Source organism: Nostoc sp. LEGE 12447 (assembly GCF_015206985.1).
GTDB lineage: Bacteria > Cyanobacteriota > Cyanobacteriia > Cyanobacteriales > Nostocaceae > Nostoc.
On sequence record NZ_JADEXT010000001.1, the window covers coordinates 295,340 to 313,200 of the forward strand.

14 protein-coding genes are annotated in these 17,861 nt (G+C 42.5%); 11 read left to right on the forward strand and 3 right to left on the reverse strand.

Annotated features, from left to right (window positions below):
- Nucleotides 1–65 precede the first annotated feature (65 nt).
- The 6 genes from IQ274_RS01240 (at nucleotide 66) to IQ274_RS01265 (ending at nucleotide 7,168) form a co-directional block, all read left to right on the forward strand.
- Nucleotides 66–1,622 carry a sugar ABC transporter ATP-binding protein gene (locus tag IQ274_RS01240; RefSeq protein ID WP_163928942.1) on the forward strand — a complete coding sequence of 519 codons (1,557 nt, stop codon included), beginning with the start codon at nucleotides 66–68 and terminating at the stop codon, nucleotides 1,620–1,622.
- On the forward strand, nucleotides 1,619–2,617 hold the full coding sequence (locus IQ274_RS01245) for an ABC transporter permease subunit (protein ID WP_163928941.1): 999 nt from the start codon (nucleotides 1,619–1,621) through the stop codon (nucleotides 2,615–2,617). Before IQ274_RS01240 ends, IQ274_RS01245 begins: the two co-directional genes overlap by 4 nt.
- A gap of 106 nt (nucleotides 2,618–2,723) precedes the next feature.
- The gene (locus IQ274_RS01250) at nucleotides 2,724–2,975 is read left to right on the forward strand and encodes an MFS transporter (RefSeq protein WP_228057970.1); all 252 of its coding nucleotides are present in this window, start codon (nucleotides 2,724–2,726) and stop codon (nucleotides 2,973–2,975) included.
- A 34-nt stretch (nucleotides 2,976–3,009) separates the two neighbouring features.
- Nucleotides 3,010–4,056, forward strand: a complete 1,047-nt coding sequence (locus tag IQ274_RS01255; protein WP_193867120.1) for a Gfo/Idh/MocA family oxidoreductase — start codon at nucleotides 3,010–3,012, stop codon at nucleotides 4,054–4,056.
- A 129-nt stretch (nucleotides 4,057–4,185) separates the two neighbouring features.
- Nucleotides 4,186–5,778 carry an iron uptake porin gene (locus IQ274_RS01260; RefSeq protein WP_193867122.1) on the forward strand — a complete coding sequence of 531 codons (1,593 nt, stop codon included), beginning with the start codon at nucleotides 4,186–4,188 and terminating at the stop codon, nucleotides 5,776–5,778.
- Nucleotides 5,779–6,607: 829 nt separating this feature from the next.
- Nucleotides 6,608–7,168, forward strand: coding sequence for an HdeD family acid-resistance protein (locus tag IQ274_RS01265; RefSeq protein WP_193867124.1), 561 nt, complete (start codon nucleotides 6,608–6,610; stop codon nucleotides 7,166–7,168).
- Nucleotides 7,169–7,692: 524 nt separating this feature from the next.
- Here the strand turns inward: IQ274_RS01265 and IQ274_RS01270 are convergent.
- Entirely contained in the window at nucleotides 7,693–8,454 is a 762-nt protein-coding gene (locus IQ274_RS01270; RefSeq protein ID WP_228057971.1) for a hypothetical protein, read from the reverse strand.
- A 115-nt stretch (nucleotides 8,455–8,569) separates the two neighbouring features.
- Entirely contained in the window at nucleotides 8,570–8,815 is a 246-nt protein-coding gene (locus IQ274_RS01275; RefSeq protein WP_193867125.1) for a hypothetical protein, read from the reverse strand.
- 150 nt (nucleotides 8,816–8,965) lie between these two features.
- Between IQ274_RS01275 and IQ274_RS01280 the strand changes: the two genes are divergently transcribed.
- From IQ274_RS01280 to IQ274_RS01300, 5 genes are all read left to right on the forward strand, one after another.
- The gene (locus tag IQ274_RS01280; protein WP_163928936.1) at nucleotides 8,966–9,649 is read left to right on the forward strand and encodes a response regulator transcription factor; all 684 of its coding nucleotides are present in this window, start codon (nucleotides 8,966–8,968) and stop codon (nucleotides 9,647–9,649) included.
- Entirely contained in the window at nucleotides 9,646–11,172 is a 1,527-nt protein-coding gene (locus tag IQ274_RS01285; RefSeq protein WP_193867127.1) for an ATP-binding protein, read from the forward strand. The genes IQ274_RS01280 and IQ274_RS01285 overlap by 4 nt, the downstream gene beginning before the upstream one ends.
- A gap of 175 nt (nucleotides 11,173–11,347) precedes the next feature.
- Nucleotides 11,348–11,818, forward strand: coding sequence for an N-glycosidase (locus tag IQ274_RS01290; protein WP_193867129.1), 471 nt, complete (start codon nucleotides 11,348–11,350; stop codon nucleotides 11,816–11,818).
- Nucleotides 11,819–12,774: 956 nt separating this feature from the next.
- The gene (locus IQ274_RS01295) at nucleotides 12,775–15,546 is read left to right on the forward strand and encodes a GAF domain-containing protein (RefSeq protein WP_193867131.1); all 2,772 of its coding nucleotides are present in this window, start codon (nucleotides 12,775–12,777) and stop codon (nucleotides 15,544–15,546) included.
- A 592-nt stretch (nucleotides 15,547–16,138) separates the two neighbouring features.
- Nucleotides 16,139–16,909, forward strand: coding sequence for a hypothetical protein (locus IQ274_RS01300; protein WP_114083143.1), 771 nt, complete (start codon nucleotides 16,139–16,141; stop codon nucleotides 16,907–16,909).
- A 19-nt stretch (nucleotides 16,910–16,928) separates the two neighbouring features.
- Here IQ274_RS01300 and IQ274_RS01305 read toward each other — a convergent pair whose 3' ends face one another.
- Nucleotides 16,929–17,783, reverse strand: a complete 855-nt coding sequence (locus IQ274_RS01305; RefSeq protein WP_193867132.1) for a phosphate/phosphite/phosphonate ABC transporter substrate-binding protein — start codon at nucleotides 17,781–17,783, stop codon at nucleotides 16,929–16,931.
- Between the last annotated feature and the right edge of the window lie 78 nt (nucleotides 17,784–17,861).

Below are 17,861 nucleotides of genomic sequence, written 5' to 3' on the forward strand. Positions count from 1 at the left end.
ATGTGAGTTGATTAATTTCTAACTCACAACTTGCGACTTTTAGATTCTTTTTACAGGAGATGTTCATGACAACAAATATTGAAACCTCATTTCCTGATGCACCAACCACCACCCCTGTATTAGAAATGCAAGGGATTACCAAACGATTTCATGGTGTATCTGCGCTCCAAAATGTTAATCTCACGATTTATCCAGGAGAAGTTCACGCCCTGATGGGTGAAAACGGGGCAGGCAAAAGCACATTGATGAAAATCTTGGCTGGAGCTTACATTGCTGATGAAGGAGAAATTCACATCAATGGTCAACCCTTGAAAATTACCGATCCGGCGACAGCACGTAAGGCGGGTATTAATCTTATTTATCAAGAACTGAATGTTGCACCTAATTTAACCGTTACCGAAAATATGTTTATGGGTAGCGAGTTGCGTCGGGGTCAGTTTTTAGACCGCAAAGCGATGCAACTGGAAGCAGAGCAAGTGTTAGATAGCTTGGGAGCCAATTTTACAGCGCAGACTATAGTTGGGACTTTATCCATCGCAGAACAGCAGCAAGTCGAAATTGCCAGAGCGCTGAAAGATAAAAGTCGGGTTTTGGTGATGGATGAGCCAACAGCAGCATTATCTGACCGCGAGAGCGACCATTTATTCGAAGTAATTCGCAAACTACGGAGTGATGGCATTGCGATTATTTACATCAGTCATCGTATGGAAGAAATCTATGCTTTAGCTGACCGGATTAGCGTCCTGCGCGATGGTCAATATATTGGTAGTCTCACACGCAGCGAAATTTCTCCACAGCGATTAGTGCAGATGATGGTTGGTCGCTCCATGCAAGACTTTTACGAACATCAACGGCAAATGAATTCGGGGCCGGTGGTGCTAGAAGTCAGAAACATGAGCGATGCCCGCAAAAAGATTGAGCCGGCTAGCTTTGAACTTCATGCAGGGGAAATTCTCGGTTTAGCGGGGTTAGTTGGTGCAGGACGCACAGAACTATCGCGGCTGATTTTTGGTGCTGACCGCAAAGCCAGTGGTGAAGTATTTTTAAATGGCAAAAAACTGGAAATTAATACGCCCAGTGATGCGATCGCTGCCGGAATTGGCTACGTCCCGGAAGACCGCAAAGACCAAGGTTTATTTCTAGAGATGAGCGCCCGCAAAAATATTGCCATCAACACACTCAAGCAGGATGCCAAAGGTGGAATTGTTAACTGGCCTTCAGTGAATCGGCTATCAACAGAAGCGGTGGAAAACTTTAATATCCGCCTGGCCAATTTGGAAATTAGAGCATTGGATCTTTCTGGTGGGAATCAACAGAAGCTACTGCTAGCGCGTTGGTTAGCCATTAAACCTAGAGTATTAATGTTAGATGAGCCGACACGCGGCGTAGACATTGGTGCCAAAAGTGAAATTTATCGAATTATGAGCGAATTGGCAGCACAAGGTGTTGCTATTTTAATGGTTTCCAGCGAACTATCAGAGATTGTCGGTATGAGCGATCGCGTCTTGGTGATGCGAGAAGGACAACTTGTAGGCGAACTGGACGGCAGCCTTGGCAAAGAAATCACCCAAGAAAAGATTATGCATTATGCAACTGGAGCATCGGAGGTATCAGCATTATGAGTCAGACAGTCAGACCGCCTATCAATAAATCAGCCAACAATCCCGCAGCTCGCAACCGGAAATCAATCAGCACTCTGCTGGAAGTTGCGGGTATTCTGCCAATCCTAGTAATTATCTGCATCTTATTTGCATTCCTTTCTCCCAACTTTCTCACCGGTGGTAACATCGTCAATATCTTGCGTCAGGCATCAATAAATATTGTGCTGGCGACAGGAATGACCTTTGTAATTCTCACCGGAGGTATTGACCTATCAGTTGGGTCAATATTGGCTGTTTCTGCCGTAGTTGGACTGCTGGTATCGCTACTGCCGGCTTTAAGTTGGGCGGCTGTACCTGCTGCATTGCTGGCAGGGTTGCTTTTAGGCTTAGTCAACGGCGCTCTCATCACCTTCTTGGATGTGCCACCTTTTATTGTCACGTTGGGTTCACTTACAGCCTTACGGGGTGTGGCCTTTTTGATTGCTAAAGGGACAACGCTGATTAACCGAGACATCAATTTTGCTTGGGTTGGTAATAGTTACGTCGGGCCTCTGCCGTGGTTAGTAATCATTGCACTACTGACTGTAATCGCTAGCTGGTTTGTGCTGCGGCAAACTGTTCTAGGAGTGCAGATATATGCAGTAGGTGGTAACGAACGGGCAGCCAGATTAACTGGGATTAAAGTTAATCGTGTCTTGCTATTTGTCTATGGTATTAGCGGATTACTGGCAGGCTTAGGAGGAATCATGAGCGCCAGCCGTCTATATAGTGCCAGTGGCATATTGGGTCAAGGTTACGAATTAGATGCGATCGCAGCTGTTATTCTTGGTGGAACCAGCTTTACAGGCGGTATTGGTACCATTGGCGGCACACTTCTCGGTGCATTAATTATTGCTATTCTCAACAACGGTTTAACTTTGTTGAACCTGTCTTACTTCTGGCAACTAGTCGTCAAAGGACTAGTAATTATTTTGGCAGTAATGATTGACCGACTCCGCAGACGTTCTAGACGGTGAACAAAAGGCAGGGGAGCAGGGGAGCAGAGGAGAAGTTGCAGTAAGTCTTTCCCCTCTGCCCCTCCGCCCCTCTGCCTCCTATACCCAATTCCCAATATATAAACTTATGTCTACCACTACTGTTCGTCGTAAATCCAGCACATTTTATGTGATTTTGATTGCTGGCGCTGCTGCCCTCGGTGGCTTTCTGTTCGGTTTCTCCTGGGGGCCAGTGGTTTGGGTGCTGTTGGGAGAAATGTTTAATAACAAAATTCGAGCGGCTGCACTTTCAGTTGCGGCTGCAATCCAATGGGTTGCGAATTTCGTGATGCCCGCCCTGATTCTGCAAACTTTATCTGGAACATCTAACAACAAATAAATACAAGCTTTCGCTTCAGTCAATCAATAAAAAGATGGAAACTCTCAATACGGCTCTTTGTTCTTATGGTTTGTCCGGTAGGGTCTTTCATGCGCCGTTCATTGATTTGCATCCAGGTTTTCAATTAGCAGGCTCTTGGGAAAGAAGCAAAAAGCTGATACAGGAAGATTATCCAAGAGTAAAAAGCTATCCTTCTTTGGAAGCATTGCTAACCGACGATCAAGTAATTCTGGTGGTGATAAATACACCAACTTATACACATTACGATTATACGAAACAGGCTTTGCTGGCAGACAAGCATGTAGTGGTAGAAAAAGCATTTACCACAACAGTGAAAGAAGCAGAACAACTGAATGAATTGGCATTAAAACAGGGAAAGAAATTATCTGTATATCAAAACCGCAGGTGGGATAGTGATTTTAAAACAGTAAAAAAAGTGATACAAGAAGGTTTGCTGGGTGATATTATTGAAGCAGAATTTAAATTTCAAAAATATAAACCAGCACTCAGCCATAAACAACACATAGAAGTTGCCAGTCCAGGTGCAGGAATATTAAACAATTTAGGCCCGCACTTAATAGACCAGGCTGTGCATTTATTTGGGATGCCTGATGCTATTTTTGCAGACATCCGAATCACAAGAGTGCGATCGCAGGTAGATGATTATTTCGAGTTGATACTATACTACGACAAGCTGCGCGTTAAGTTAAAAGCAGGTTTCCTTGTGCGTGAACCCGCACCTGCCTACATCATACATGGCACAAAGGGTTCTTTTCACAAAAGCAGAGCCGATGCCCAAGAACAGTATTTAGTCGCGGGTATCAAGCCTAATACGCTTGATTGGTATACAGAGCCGGAAAGTGAATATGGCTTGCTGCATACAGAAAAAGACACAAAAGTAATTCGGGAAAAAGTAAAAAGCTCACAGGGCAGTTATTTAGGCTATTACGACGCAGTATATAAATCTATTGTTGATAATCAGCCAGTTGCTGTTACTGCCGAAGACGGAATTAATGTAATGCGGATTATAGAAGCAGCTATTAAAAGCAGTAATGAGCAAAAAGTTATAGCGTTGCTTTAAGTAATCTAAAATTTCAACTCAAAATATCTAACTTTAATGCTGGCTAGATTATAAGCCAGAAGCTTTTGTTCGACTGTAATTTCTTTCTTTACAAAGTCAGAATTCAACCATTTCCACATAAATAAGTCCATGATTAAAATTCTTCTGCATAGCTTTTTTCTCCTACTTTTCGCAGTTCCAGCAGTTTGGGCAGCACCTCCAGAAGATGATAGAAATTTGCAGGGACAAGTCAATTCTGTTTCCCAACTTTCCGATATCAAACCGAGTGATTGGGCATTCCAAGCACTGCAATCACTAGTCGAACGTTATGGCTGTATTGCAGGTTATCCTGATGCAACCTATCGCGGTAATCGTGCCTTGAGTCGTTATGAATTTGCTGCTGGTTTAAATGCCTGTTTAGACCGGGTGAATGAATTAATTGCTGTGGGTACTAATGATTTAGTCAAAAAAGAAGATTTGACAGTGCTGCAAAATTTGCAGACAGAGTTTGCGGCAGAATTGGCAACTCTGCGTGGCCGGGTGGATACCCTGGAAGCACATACAGCAACGCTGGAGAAGCAGCAATTTTCCACCACTACTAAATTGAATGCTCAAATTATTACGGCCATTAGTGACACTTTTGGTAATAGGGTGGGTGGAGATAGCGATGAATCCCGTCTCTATTTTGCTAACCGGGGTCGTCTCAACTTAGAGAGTAGCTTCACCGGTAAAGATTTATTGCGAGTCCGGCTGGAGTTTGGCAATTTTACAAATTCTAATGGTGCAAGTCAAATTGCCGCAGCCACAGGCACAGGCATGACACGCCTGAATTTCGACAATGACAGCAACAATACACTAATAATTCCCCACATCCGTTACTACTTCCCCGTTGGTGACTCCCTTTCTTTCGTTGTTGGCCCCACAGGTATTGGTTACAACGACATCACAAACAACATCACTCCTGCCACGATCGCCGATGATGGTAATGGGATTCCCTCACTCTTTGGTAAAAACAGTCCCCTCTTCGAGCGAGGTGGTGGGGGTGCAGCCGCTAATTGGAGTATCAGTAAAAACTTGATTCTCACCTTGGGCTATTTAGCAAATAGTCCGAACGTTCCATCAGCACAAAATGGCTTATTTGATGGCGGCTACAATGCTCTAGCGCACCTGGCATATTACGGCGAACAAGGAGCTATTGGTATTGCCTACTCTCATGGTTATAACCCTGCTGGCACTGTAGATATTAACGCCGGCAGAGGCAGCGCCCTGTCAAATGCTCCCTTTGGAAATAACATTGCTACTTCCAATAGCATTGTTGGCGTACAGGGATACTATCGCTTTTCCGAAAATTTCCAGGTACACTCTTGGGGTGGATATGTTTGGGCAAATGCAAAGAACTCTGGTTTCAGCGATATTTCTAATGGTAGGGGTGGAACAGATTCTCTCTTCGTAAACAATGGTGATAATGCCAATGCTTGGTTTGGGGCGATTGGTATGTCGTTTCCCGATGTGGGCGGTAAAGGCAACCTGCCAGGAATTCTCTTTGGGATACCACCGCGTGTCTCTAACAGTGATATCCGTCAAGACCGAGACACCGCTTATCATATTGAAGCATTCTATCGCTACCGCCTCAACGATAATATCTCAGTAACTCCTGGTTTCTGGGTGATTCTCAACCCGGAAAATGATAGTAGGAATGATACGCAGTATGTGGGCGTGCTTCGTACAACCTTCGATTTTTAATGGTTTAGTTGGCTAACAGAGTTTGTTAGCCAACTCGCAATCAATCGAAAATAGTTGAATCTTTAAACTGATACAATAAGTCTCTTTTAATAAGGGGATTTGAGCCAAGTCTTGTTCACTGAGCTATTAGCTAAATTCCGCCGTACTCTAATAGCATCTTCACCACTTTATTTCATCACTCCGTATAAAGATTAATCAAAGGTAAATATCAGTATTTTCTAGGACTTGCTTTATCTCTAGGGAGTGAGGAAGTCAAAACTTCAGATATTGTAAATTCTTTACTTATGCGGATTACGATTCCGTTTGTCCATGCTCATACTAATAGGCTGAAAATCTTTTAATTTGCATTCGTAAAAATTATTACTTACGCAATAACTCTCTCAACCTCTTATTCCTTTGTGTACTTTGCGTCCTACCCTGCGGGAAGCCGCTCCGCGTCTATGCGGTTCGTTTTTTCATTAATTTGCGTAAGTCCTGAAAATAAATTACTTGTGGAGTGGGCAACATGAACGCCAAAGTTGTGCAGATTAAAAGTGCTACAGCTTGCTTTAAATATCTTTATGACTGTTTAAGATTGAGCATTTATATCTTAAAACAAACTTAGGGGCAAAGTAACGAGAATTATTCTTGGGGAATGGGCATACCGACCGCCCGGAAAGACAAAGATGGGCATCTTGTCCATCCCGCAAATATGCAATACCAAAAATAGCTTTGGTAAATATATTCTGAAGCAGAGCCTACACAACTTAAGTAGTTAAGAAATGAAGTAATCAAGACGAATATAAATCCTTGAATAAAACCCAATTCTAACCCATTTGGTAAACCTGTTATGAATTCTGAAAACATCGGTCAAGAGAGACAAAACTTAGGATGGTTCATCGTTCTAGGCATTCTAATGATTGTGCTAGGCATGGCAGCGATCGCAGAACCATTCGTTGCCACTATTGCGATCGCAATCGTCATCTCTTGGTTTTTATTTATTGCTGGTATTGTCCGAATTGTCCACGCATTTCAATCACGGCGACATAAAGGCTTCTGGCCAAAGCTACTGGTTGGTATTCTATATGTACTTGCTGGAATTATGTTGATTAGCAACATATTTGGTGCTGCGCTCTCCCTCACCTTAGCCGTGGGGATTGTCTTTTTGGCTGAGGGTGTATTTGAGGTAATTACAGCATTTCAAATACGTCCAGATCCAAATTGGGGTTGGACACTGTTTAGTGGCATAATGGCCATTATTCTGGCAATTTTAATTTTGTATGAATGGCCTTTCAGTGCAGCTTGGGTGCTGGGATTATTCGCAGGGATTAATTTTTTGTTGACGGGTGTTTGGATGATCGCGCTCTCACTACCTAGCCGTCGCATTCCAAACCAGAGAACAGGAATCTGAATTGGGTACAGGGTCTGACTTTTCACGGCATCTGGAAAACCTCTCTCTAAATCTCTCTCCTAAAAGACTACGGTGTACACACAAGTCTTATAAAGTTGTCTAACAGTGTTTCGATCCCCCCTAACCCCCCTTAAAAAGGGGGGAAATTTCTTCAAGTCCCCCTTTTTAAGGGGGATTTAGGGGGATCAGATAATTTGTGTGTACACCGTAGCCTTTTAGGAGAGAGACTTTGAATTTTCCCCCTTCCCGCGTCGGGAAGCGGGTTAGGGGTTAGGTTTTTGGTGGACTTTTCCACATGACCTGAATTGTCAGGTATAGGGCAATACGCTTGGGTTTTCGAGACGCGATAAATCGCCGTCTCTACAAGTGTTTTGGTCTTATCTGAACTGTATTGAGGTATAGGGGAGAGGTAACAGGTGATAAGGAATAATTTGTACCCTGTAACCTATACCCTATCGCTAAAGCTTAACATCACAGTTATGGAGCAGACTGGTAATAACTACAGCAAGCTTTCGGTGAGTAAATTACTGATTTCCAGGAGGTGCTGACCGATCGCCTGTTGGAGGATGAGGCGGAACACCCAACGCATCTTTTAACTGTTGTTCGCTAACTCCTAACTTGGTCGCAGCAGCCTTAAAATCAGGACGGGGTGGGCGCTGATTGCGTAGGCGTAGCCCGTCGTAGACATCGCCACTTGGAGGATTGGCAGGCACACCCAACGCATCTTTTAACTGTTGTTCGCTAACTCCTAACTTGGTTGCAGCAGCCTTAAAATCAGGGCGGGGTGGGCGTTGATTGCGATCGCCTGTGGGAGGATTGGCAGGAACACCCAACGCATCTTTTAACTGTTGTTCGCTAACTCCTAACTTGGTCGCAGCTGCTGCAAAATCAGGACGGGGTGGGCGCTGATTGCGATCGCCTGTGGGAGGATTGGCAGGAACACCCAACGCATCCTTTAACTGTTGCTCGCTAACTCCTAACTTGGTCGCAGCAGCCTTAAAATCAGGGCGGGGTGGGCGTTGATTGCGATCGCCACTTGGAGGATTTGCAGTAACACCCAACGCATCCTTTAACTGTTGCTCGCTAACTCCTAACTTGGTCGCAGCTGCTGCAAAATCAGGTCGAGGATGTCGCCGTTCTCCGTCTGGTGGTTGGTTGGGTGGTTGTTGCGCCTGTGCAATTTGAGGGAATTGATTAGCGGCATAAGCCTGATTGAGTGAAATAAAACCAAATGTGCCAACCAAAACGGGAATCGCTGTTACAACTAGTATTCTACGAATATTCATGATCATTTTTCCAAAGATAGCTCGTTTACATTTCTGATTTAACTGAACCAAAATTACAGTTTGCCCTGCTTGTAAATTACAATTTTGTAATTTTGAGGAATAAAGGGTACCGCAATTAACGGTTATTGTGTTCTACATGATTTTGGGGATGTTGGGGAGGACGCTTTTTCTGATTCAGAAGGGGCTTAGAATGTCTAATCTGTGGTTTTTTATCAGATATTTGTGGTGTTTGAGGCTGTTGGGAAATCTGGGCATTTCGATTGGATGGATTAGCGGCATAAGCCTGATTCTGTAGGCTAAAACCGAATGTACCAATCAAAAAAGGAATGGCTGCTACGGTTAAGACTCGACGAATATTCATATAAATCAACCTGCAAAAGGTAAGGTGTTCATATTTCTGATTAAGCCACCTCAAAATTACAGTTCACGTGGTTTCTAAATTACAGTTTTGTAATTTAAGTAAAAAGGTAATGAATCTAGAATGGAACAATATATAAACTAATAAATACTTGTGAACGTTCTATTTGTCGAAGATGAGGCGAAAATTGCTAACTTCGTCCGGGCTGGACTGAAGGAGCAGGGATTTGTTGTAGACTACTGCGATAACGGTGATGAAGGATATCTGCGGGCATTAGAAAATGAATATGATGTTCTTATCCTCGACATTATGGTGCCGGGAAAGGATGGACTATCAATCTTAAAACTCTTGCGGGGGCAAGGTCGGAATGCGCCGGTAATTTTGTTGACGGCTCGGAATGAACTAGACGATCGCTTGGCAGGGCTAAATTTAGGAGCAGATGATTACATCGCTAAACCGTTTTTTGTAGAAGAGTTAGCGGCTCGAATTCATGCCGTTGTTCGCCGGAGTGTAAGCAATCGCCAAAATATCCTTAGTGTTGGGCCTATCAAACTCGATCGCATCACCAGGGAAGTTACTTGCGATCGCCAAGCGATAGAACTCACCAGCCGCGAGTTTAATCTTCTGGAGTATCTCATGCGCTCTCCCGGACGGGTTTTCACCCGTACCCAAATTCTGGAGCATGTTTGGGGCTACGATTTTAACCCCAACACCAATGTCGTAGATGTTTGTATCCAGCGAATTCGTAAAAAAATTGACCCCATTGATGAAGCAGTCTGGATTGAAAGCATTCGAGGGGTTGGATATCGGTTTCGCAAACCAGAGTCTAGCTCATGAAACTCCCTTCCTTTCGCCTCCGAATTGCCCTATTGTCTGCGGCTTTAGCAGGAACCACATTAGTCGGTTTTGGTGCAGTCTCCTGGTTTCAGATTTACAATGCTAAAATCAGCCGTCTTGATGCAGAACTGTTAAATCACTTGATGCGGGCAACTCCGAATTTGCCACCACGGGGGGAACTTCCTGAAATTCAAGGCAAAGAAAGCCGCCCCTCACGATGGCAATTTTACGAAGACTCTTTATCTGATGCCTTCGGAACCAATACAAAAACTCCCATTGCCCTACTGGTGCTTGATGCAAACGGCAACATACTTTATCAATCTAACTCCCTACCTGCCGACGTTGAGGTGAATCGCCTGCTGCTTAAGCGTCTTCAGTTGATACCTTTACCATCACCTCCGCAGAGAGAACCACCCCCACCCTCAAATAGAAATGTTGGGCCGCCACCCTTTCTTCGTCCGCGTCCACCTAAATTTGTCACTGAACAGACAACAAAAGCAGCTTGGCGAATTGGAGCAACTAAATTTCCCAATGCTCAGGTTGCCATTGCTGTGAATCTGCAAGCCGTCGATCAAGAAATGGCTACCATTCGGAATATTTTTCTGGTTTCAATTCCCGGATCGCTATTGCTAGTTGCCATCGGTGCATGGTTAGTTTCTGGTGGTGCTTTACGTCCTATCCATCAATTAACAGGTGTTATTCAACAAGTAACTGTTAAAGGACTAGATCAACGAATTCCTATTGGAACAACTGATGTTGAATTTGTCGAGTTGATTCAGGTATTTAACCTGATGTTAGAACGGTTGGAACGCAGTTTTACCCAAGCTTCCCGCTTTAGTGGTGATGCGGCTCATGAACTGAAAACCCCACTGACGATTTTGCAAGGCGAACTAGAACGAACGCTGCAACAGGTTGATCCTGGGAGTGAAGTACAACAGCGCTTAAGTAACCTATTAGATGAGGTGCGCCGCCTGAGTGGAATTATGCGGAAACTCTTGCTGCTATCTCTAGCCGATGCCGGAAAAATGAGCTTGTATTTAGTTGAGGTGGATATGTCTGAGTTGCTGATGCAGATGCTAGAAGATGTGGAAATGCTGGCTCCCCACTTGACTGTGCAAACAGACTTTACTGATGGACTACGCTTACAGGGCGATCGCGATCTTCTAATTCAAGTTTTGCAAAACCTGTTCAGTAATGCTATAAAATACAATCTCCCCAACGGCTGGATAAAGATTCGCACTCATCAAACTCAAACAACTCTCCACGTCATCATTGCCAATGCATCCAAAGATATTCCAGCGAGTGAACGTCTACGCATTTTTGACCGCTTCTATCGCGGCGATCCGGCTCGAACCCGCAAAATAGAAGGCATCGGATTAGGACTCAGCCTAGCCCGTGAAATTGCCAGGGCACATCATGGCGACCTCACCCTTGACTCAACAGCTTTTGGCCAAACAGCTTTCACCCTCACCTTACCGATCAAAGAAGTAGGAGGAGAGCGACGCGAAAAAGTGAGACCATAGTGAAAAGAGCAGGGGAAGCAGAGGGAGCAGGGGAGGCAGGTTGGCAGGGGAAAAAAACTAACCTCTGCAACAACTCCCTTCTTTGATGAAATGACAAAATTTAGATAAGTTCGGTTTTGAGTTGCAATTCTCACAAATCAAATAGGATTGCTATATATGAAAGAGTAATTTTCAAATGACCATTTACTTTTATAAGGTTTGGCAGCCTTATGGCTGTTTTTCTAACTTCTCTCCCCACGGAATCCACATCCAGGACACTTACTGGGCAACTGTTGAGCATTATTATCAAGCACAAAAGTTTGTTGGCAGCAAAGATGCGGCAATTATACCCGTCATCCATGCCGCCGCCACCCCAGAAGAAGCTGCCGCTTTGGGAAGATGTAGCACTCGCCAACTCCGTCGAGACTGGGATTTGGTCAAAACGCAAATTATGCGAGAAGCTGTACTCAAAAAGTTTCTCACTCATGTTGATATTAGAGAAGTTCTGCTGAAGACAGGCGATGAGCTTTTGGTTGAAAACTCCCCAACCGATTCTTTTTGGGGCTGTGGTGCTAATAAAGCAGGTCAAAACCATCTCGGTAAAACTCTCATGAGTGTGCGTGAAGAAATTCGTAACTTACTAGCTTTAACAAGAATTTACGAATAATTTCATCAAGATATAGGAATCCGGTTTGATTCCTGTTCGCGCAGCGTGGCGTAGCCATATTTACTTGTGTGGGCAGGGAATGGGGAATAGGAAAGAAGGGATAGATCCGTACTGAGTCTTGTCCAAAAATCAAATAGGAGTTCTATAGTTACATTTAATATAAAATCAGTAATTAGACGGGGAATATTAAAATTCTCCAGTCAAAATTTTTTGAAAAATTGCCAATAATTAAATCAAGTTCATTTAAAGCTTAAATCTCCCTAAAGCTACTTAATGAAGAGCAAGTTCAAGACCATTTGATTTATTATTGACATTTTGTATTAGCAATATTCAAACCATTGTTTTACATGGCTTACAATGCTTTAATTTCTTGCTAAATTGGCAAACTAGTCATTATTTTTGCCAAAAAAGCTTATTGCTATTGAGAATATACAATGTAGTTTAAGGCTTTGGGACTTGTAGGAGCGATCGCCCTTGTAAATATTAAGAAATATCTGACTAATACATAGATTTTCAAGGGGAACCACTGTGGTCTTTAGGGAGCTTTCGGGGCAAAAATGGTAAAGAGAATAAGGTAATGATGAAGATATTATTTAAGTAAAAATACTGAAATATTTTAATGATTAAGAATATAAAATCAATAAGTGTCAATGTTTAAATTTTTATTTACTTTAAAATTGAAAAAACATTTGAAAAGTCAAAAATGATACACTAAATAGTTTGATATATCCCTAAATCAACTTTCTTAGGACTACGGGAATTCAGCAAAATATCTAATACTTTTCAAATACCCTTTAATCCATTTCTAAAAAATTGCAACAGATGTACGGCCCTCGCAATGCCTTTGTCGCAGAAATTTATTGAAATGGAATAAAAATCAAGGCATTGTAAATTGAAATTTCTCATTAGGGACAATTATAAGAAAAACTATACTTCAGTTATGGTGTACATAAACAATGACATCTACCGATAAACTAAACGGGTTGCAGCAAGGCTTAGACCAAGAAAGCTTACTGCACCGGATGATCAAACAGATTAGGCGATCGCTCGATCTTCAAGAAATATTAACAACTACTGTTACTGAAGTACGGTTATTCTTACGTGCAGATCGAGTTAAGGTATATCGTTTTGATACAAGTGGTAGTGGTGAAGTCATTGCTGAATCTATTTATAACGAGCGTCTGCCATCCTTGTTAGGGTTGCGCTTCCCAGTTCATGATATCCCTGAAGCGGCCAGAGAGATGTTTTTGTTGGCGGGGCAACGTTCGATTGTCGATGTAGCAAACCAGAAAATCGGGCTATCACCTCTACAATCAACAGAAACTGGCAAACGCCTACAAACTAATATCTACTATCGGCAAGTAGACCCATGCCATATTCAATATTTAAAGGCAATGGGGGTGCAATCTTCTTTAGTAGTGCCAATTTTAGATCGCGATCCACAAGAACAATCGGCAAAGCCTAAATTGTGGGGATTGTTGGTCGCTCACCATAGTGAACCGCGAAAGATTTTGAAGCGAGAAATCAAAGTATTGCAGCAAGTTGCCGATCAGGTTGCGATCGCGATCGCTCAAAGTAATCTACTCACAGCAGCGCTTACCCAGCAAAAACAAGAAGCTACTATTAACCGAGTCACCACACTATTGCATAAACTACCAACAATCCAATTACAGGGAGCTATTGAAGAAGTTATTACCGCATTCAGCGGAGTCGGTGGTAGGCTTTACATTCAACAGAGCCGGGAACTATACACCTGGGGCGACCAACCCACACTACCCTACGAATTAGATAGCAGCATTATTGAACAGCATCCTACATGGCAAAACTGGATGACTGAGTGTAAACCAGGCAATATTTGGGCAACCTCTGACCTATATAAAGAACCGCATTTGCGAGTTTTAGCTTTAGCATTTCGTTCTACTCAAATTCGCGGACTGATGGTGATTCCCCTGTATTACCGGGAACAATTTATCGGTGTATTAAGCATTTTTCGCGCTGAATTTGAAACGGAAATCTTGTGGGCGGGACGATGCGAACAAAATCGGCGACAACTTCTACCCCAGCTTTCCTTTGAGGTTTGGCGAGAGCAAAAAAAAGGGCAAGCACCTGAGTGGAAACCAGAAGACATGACATTGGCACAAGCCTTGTACGATCATTTTTCAATGGCAATTCAGCAGCAGCAGATATATAAAGAAGTACAAGCACTGAATGCCAACTTGGAACTGCGGGTACAAGAACAAACTGCTGAACTAGAAAAATCATTACTCCTCACCAAGGTAATCAAGCAAATCACAGAGCAGATCCGCAGTACATTGGACTTGCAGACAACCCTGCAAACTATTGTCTCCGAAGTCCGCTCACTACTAAATTCAGACCGGGTAGTAATTTTCCAACTGAACAGTAAATCGGTGATTGTGGAAGAGATGAATGGTAATTGGCAGTCAGTTTTGGGAGTGAATGCACCAGTAGAATGCTTTCCTAATGAGCATAGGAATTTATACTCTCGGGGTAGGGTACGGGCAATTAACAATGTTTCAACCGATTCTTTAAGTGATTGTCATCGAGAGTTTTTACAAAGTCTGCAAATTCAAGCAAACCTAACAGTTCCGATTAATATAGGTATAGAACTATGGGGCTTACTAATTGCCCATGAATGTAATGCTCCCAGAAATTGGCAGGATATAGAAATTGATTTATTGCAGCAGCTAGGAGATCAGGCTGCGATCGCCATTCAACAAGCACAACTCTACGAACAAACCTGTAAAGCTGAAACTGAAGCCAGAAATAAAGCAGAACAGTTAGGAAAGACTTTACATAAACTCCAAGAAACACAGACAAGATTAATTCAAACCGAAAAAATGTCCGGCTTAGGACAGTTGGTGGCGGGTATCGCTCACGAAATCAACAACCCCGTTAACTTTATCTACGGTAATCTGTGCCACGCCAGTGACTACATCGAACAACTGCTAGAAATTTTACGCCTCTATCAGCTATATTATCCCGATCCTCATAGTGAAATTAGCGCTGCGATCGAAGCAGTGGATTTTGAATTTTTGGTAGAAGACCTCCCAAGAATCATTACCTCAATGCAAGTAGGAAGCGATCGCATCCGTTCAATAGTGCTGTCGTTACGCAATTTTTCTCGCTTGGATGAGGCTGAAAACAAGCGTGTTGACTTGCATGAAGGCATTGACAGTACCTTATTGATTTTACAACATCAACTGAAAGGAAATGATGAATTCCCAGGCATTCGGGTAATCAAAGACTATGGCAACATCCCAACGATAGAATGCTATGCCGGCCAAATGAATCAGGTATTCATGAATATTTTCAGCAATGCCATAGATGCTTTAGAAATGGGGAATGGAGAATGGGGAATGGGCAACTGGGAAATGGGGACTGGGGAGGAGGACAAACAAGATAAGCCATCTTCAGTGCCTACTATCCACATTTCCACTAGAATCTCAGCAGATAACTCTCGTCTATTGATTCGTATTAGTGACAATGGGCCGGGAATGACTCCAGAGATAAAAAAGCGAATTTTTGACCCATTTTATACTACCAAACCTGTGGGTAGGGGTACAGGATTAGGATTGGCAATCAGTTATCAGATTATTGCCGAAAAACATTGCGGAATAATGGAGTGCATTTCCGAACCTGGCAAAGGTACAGAGTTCTGGATTGAAATTCCCGTCAAGCCTCCAGCTAAAATCGTTCACTCAAGGTAGAGAAATAGATTTTCTTCCTTATTTTCAGAATGTTTGTTTCAAAACTTAAAATTTGAATTAGTAATTACTTTATTCATCCAAAAGGTTGATGATATTTTTTAAAAATAGGCTAGCGAAAAGACTTAAAAGTTATCCCATTACTGCAATATATTGACTTTGATTACACAATACTTTAAAAGTAAAGTTTCGTTGCAAAAATACTCCCTTCTATCGATGAGTGATAATCTAATAATTGAAGCTCATAAAGAAGCTTCCCTGGCAGATATAACAGCTGCATTTGGAGTCGTGAGTAAGAGGTAAAAGACGCTGTTTAACTTACATCTGTCTCGTCAAAACACAGCAACACCCAACGCGAAAACTGCTATTTCCTCAAATGTGGAAGATTAGGGGGCGCTGTTACTAGATTTCATAACTTGTTTACACAAGCGATGAAAATTAGTACATCCCTGCATCTGATAAACAATGAGAGAAAATAGTTCAGCGAGTAGATGCTTGGGTGTTGTTGTGTTTAAAGAGAAGTCTAAGATATGGACTCCTCTTGGTGTAAGATTATACTAAGCTAAATAGTGAAAAATAATTTAAATAGCGCCTTATGTCAATTATTGCGCTCAGAGCGTGGTATCTACAGGATTACGAGCCGATTCCAGAACTAGAAAAACGTCCGCCAGACATTCGCTTGAGCAAAAAAAGCCTGCTGAGATCGGCATTGCGAGCAGACTTTTTAGAAGAAAGTGACGAAGTTAAGAAATCAACTTGGTTTGGGCGCTATCTAGAAGGGGAAAATATTGAATTTTATATTGAAGGAAGTGGTGGCTATTGCGTCGCCAACATTGACTTAATTAGTCATGAAATTTATTTTACCAAACAGGCACTGTTGGCTCAGTTAGAACCAACAATTTTTTTATCCTATCAAACTGAGTATGTCGCTGCGACAAATGCTCTCAGAGAAGAACTGCGAAAAAGTTTAGAAAGTTTAAACTTGCGATCGCGCCTTCCTCTAACATTAGTAGAATCCTCTCGCCCCAGTGGTGCTACTCTACGGATTAACCGCACGATCATGCGAAAAATCCGTAAGAGTTTGTTATTTATCGCTGACACCACACCCATTGCTAGTGTTGACGGTAAAGAAACCCCCCAACTAATTCCTAGTCCCAATGTCTGTATTGAGATTGGCTATGCTATCCAAAGTAAGCGATCTGAACAGATTGTACTAGCACAAATGCAACGTCCAGATATTGAAGGACAATTCCCCTTCGACTTACCCACACAGCAAATTTTACAATTTCAAGACACTACAGAATTAAATAAAATCTTGACAGGAACAATTCAAAACCAGCTAGCACGATTCAAATTGTTTTTTTGAGCAATATTTATGATGTAAATCAAAATAATTGGACAGGTTTTTTTTGCAGCTTAGAAGTAATCGAGCTTACCCGATCGACCACAGAAATCATGTATTTGTAATCTGGTACTTGTCCATTGGGTACATACCCCACTTCTTGAGCTAAACCAGAAGGCACATCACTCATAACTTTGCGGATGAACTCTTGACGGTTACGTTCCACATTCGGGCCAATCAAGACCACGCCTAATGGTACATAGTGAGGGTCTTTAAACAGTATGCGGAATTCCGTAGGGGCAAACTGTGAACCGTAGAGAGCCAATTCCGCCTCTGAGACAGCACAGGCGATCGCTTTTCCTTGAGCCACCAATTCCAGCGCAGCTTTAGGTGTGGGTGCAAATAGGATCTCAGCTAGTGTTGTACCATAAAGATTGTAAAGAGGAAAATAATATCCTGTTGCTGAACCTAATTGACCTAAAGCCACTGTTTTGCCTTGCAGTTGCTTCAATTCGGTAATTGGATTGTCTTTGCGAACAACGAAAATTGAGCGCAAATTATTAATACCTATTAAAGGAAATAGGGGAGCATATTGGTGACGTGCGATCGCAATAGCCGCTAAACCCGGTGGAGCAAATACCAATGACCAAGCACGAGCTTCTAGGCGCTCAACCGCTCTATTTTCATTAAAAACCGGCTCTAGCTGAATATATGAGTTTGTTTTTTCACCCAAATAACTATTAAATTTAGCATATTGATTAATTATCTGTTCGCCTCCACCATAGTTGAGAACACCAACAGTTAACGTACCATTAATATCATTTGGTGATTGACAAGCAGCAAATGTCAAACCTAGCAGATTAAACAGAAATAAACGTCGGGGAAGTCGCAAAAACATCACTAATTATTGGTTAAGGAAGTAACTTGGTTTTCAGAACTAATTTAGATAAGTTTGACTGCTGCCTAAATAGGTTAT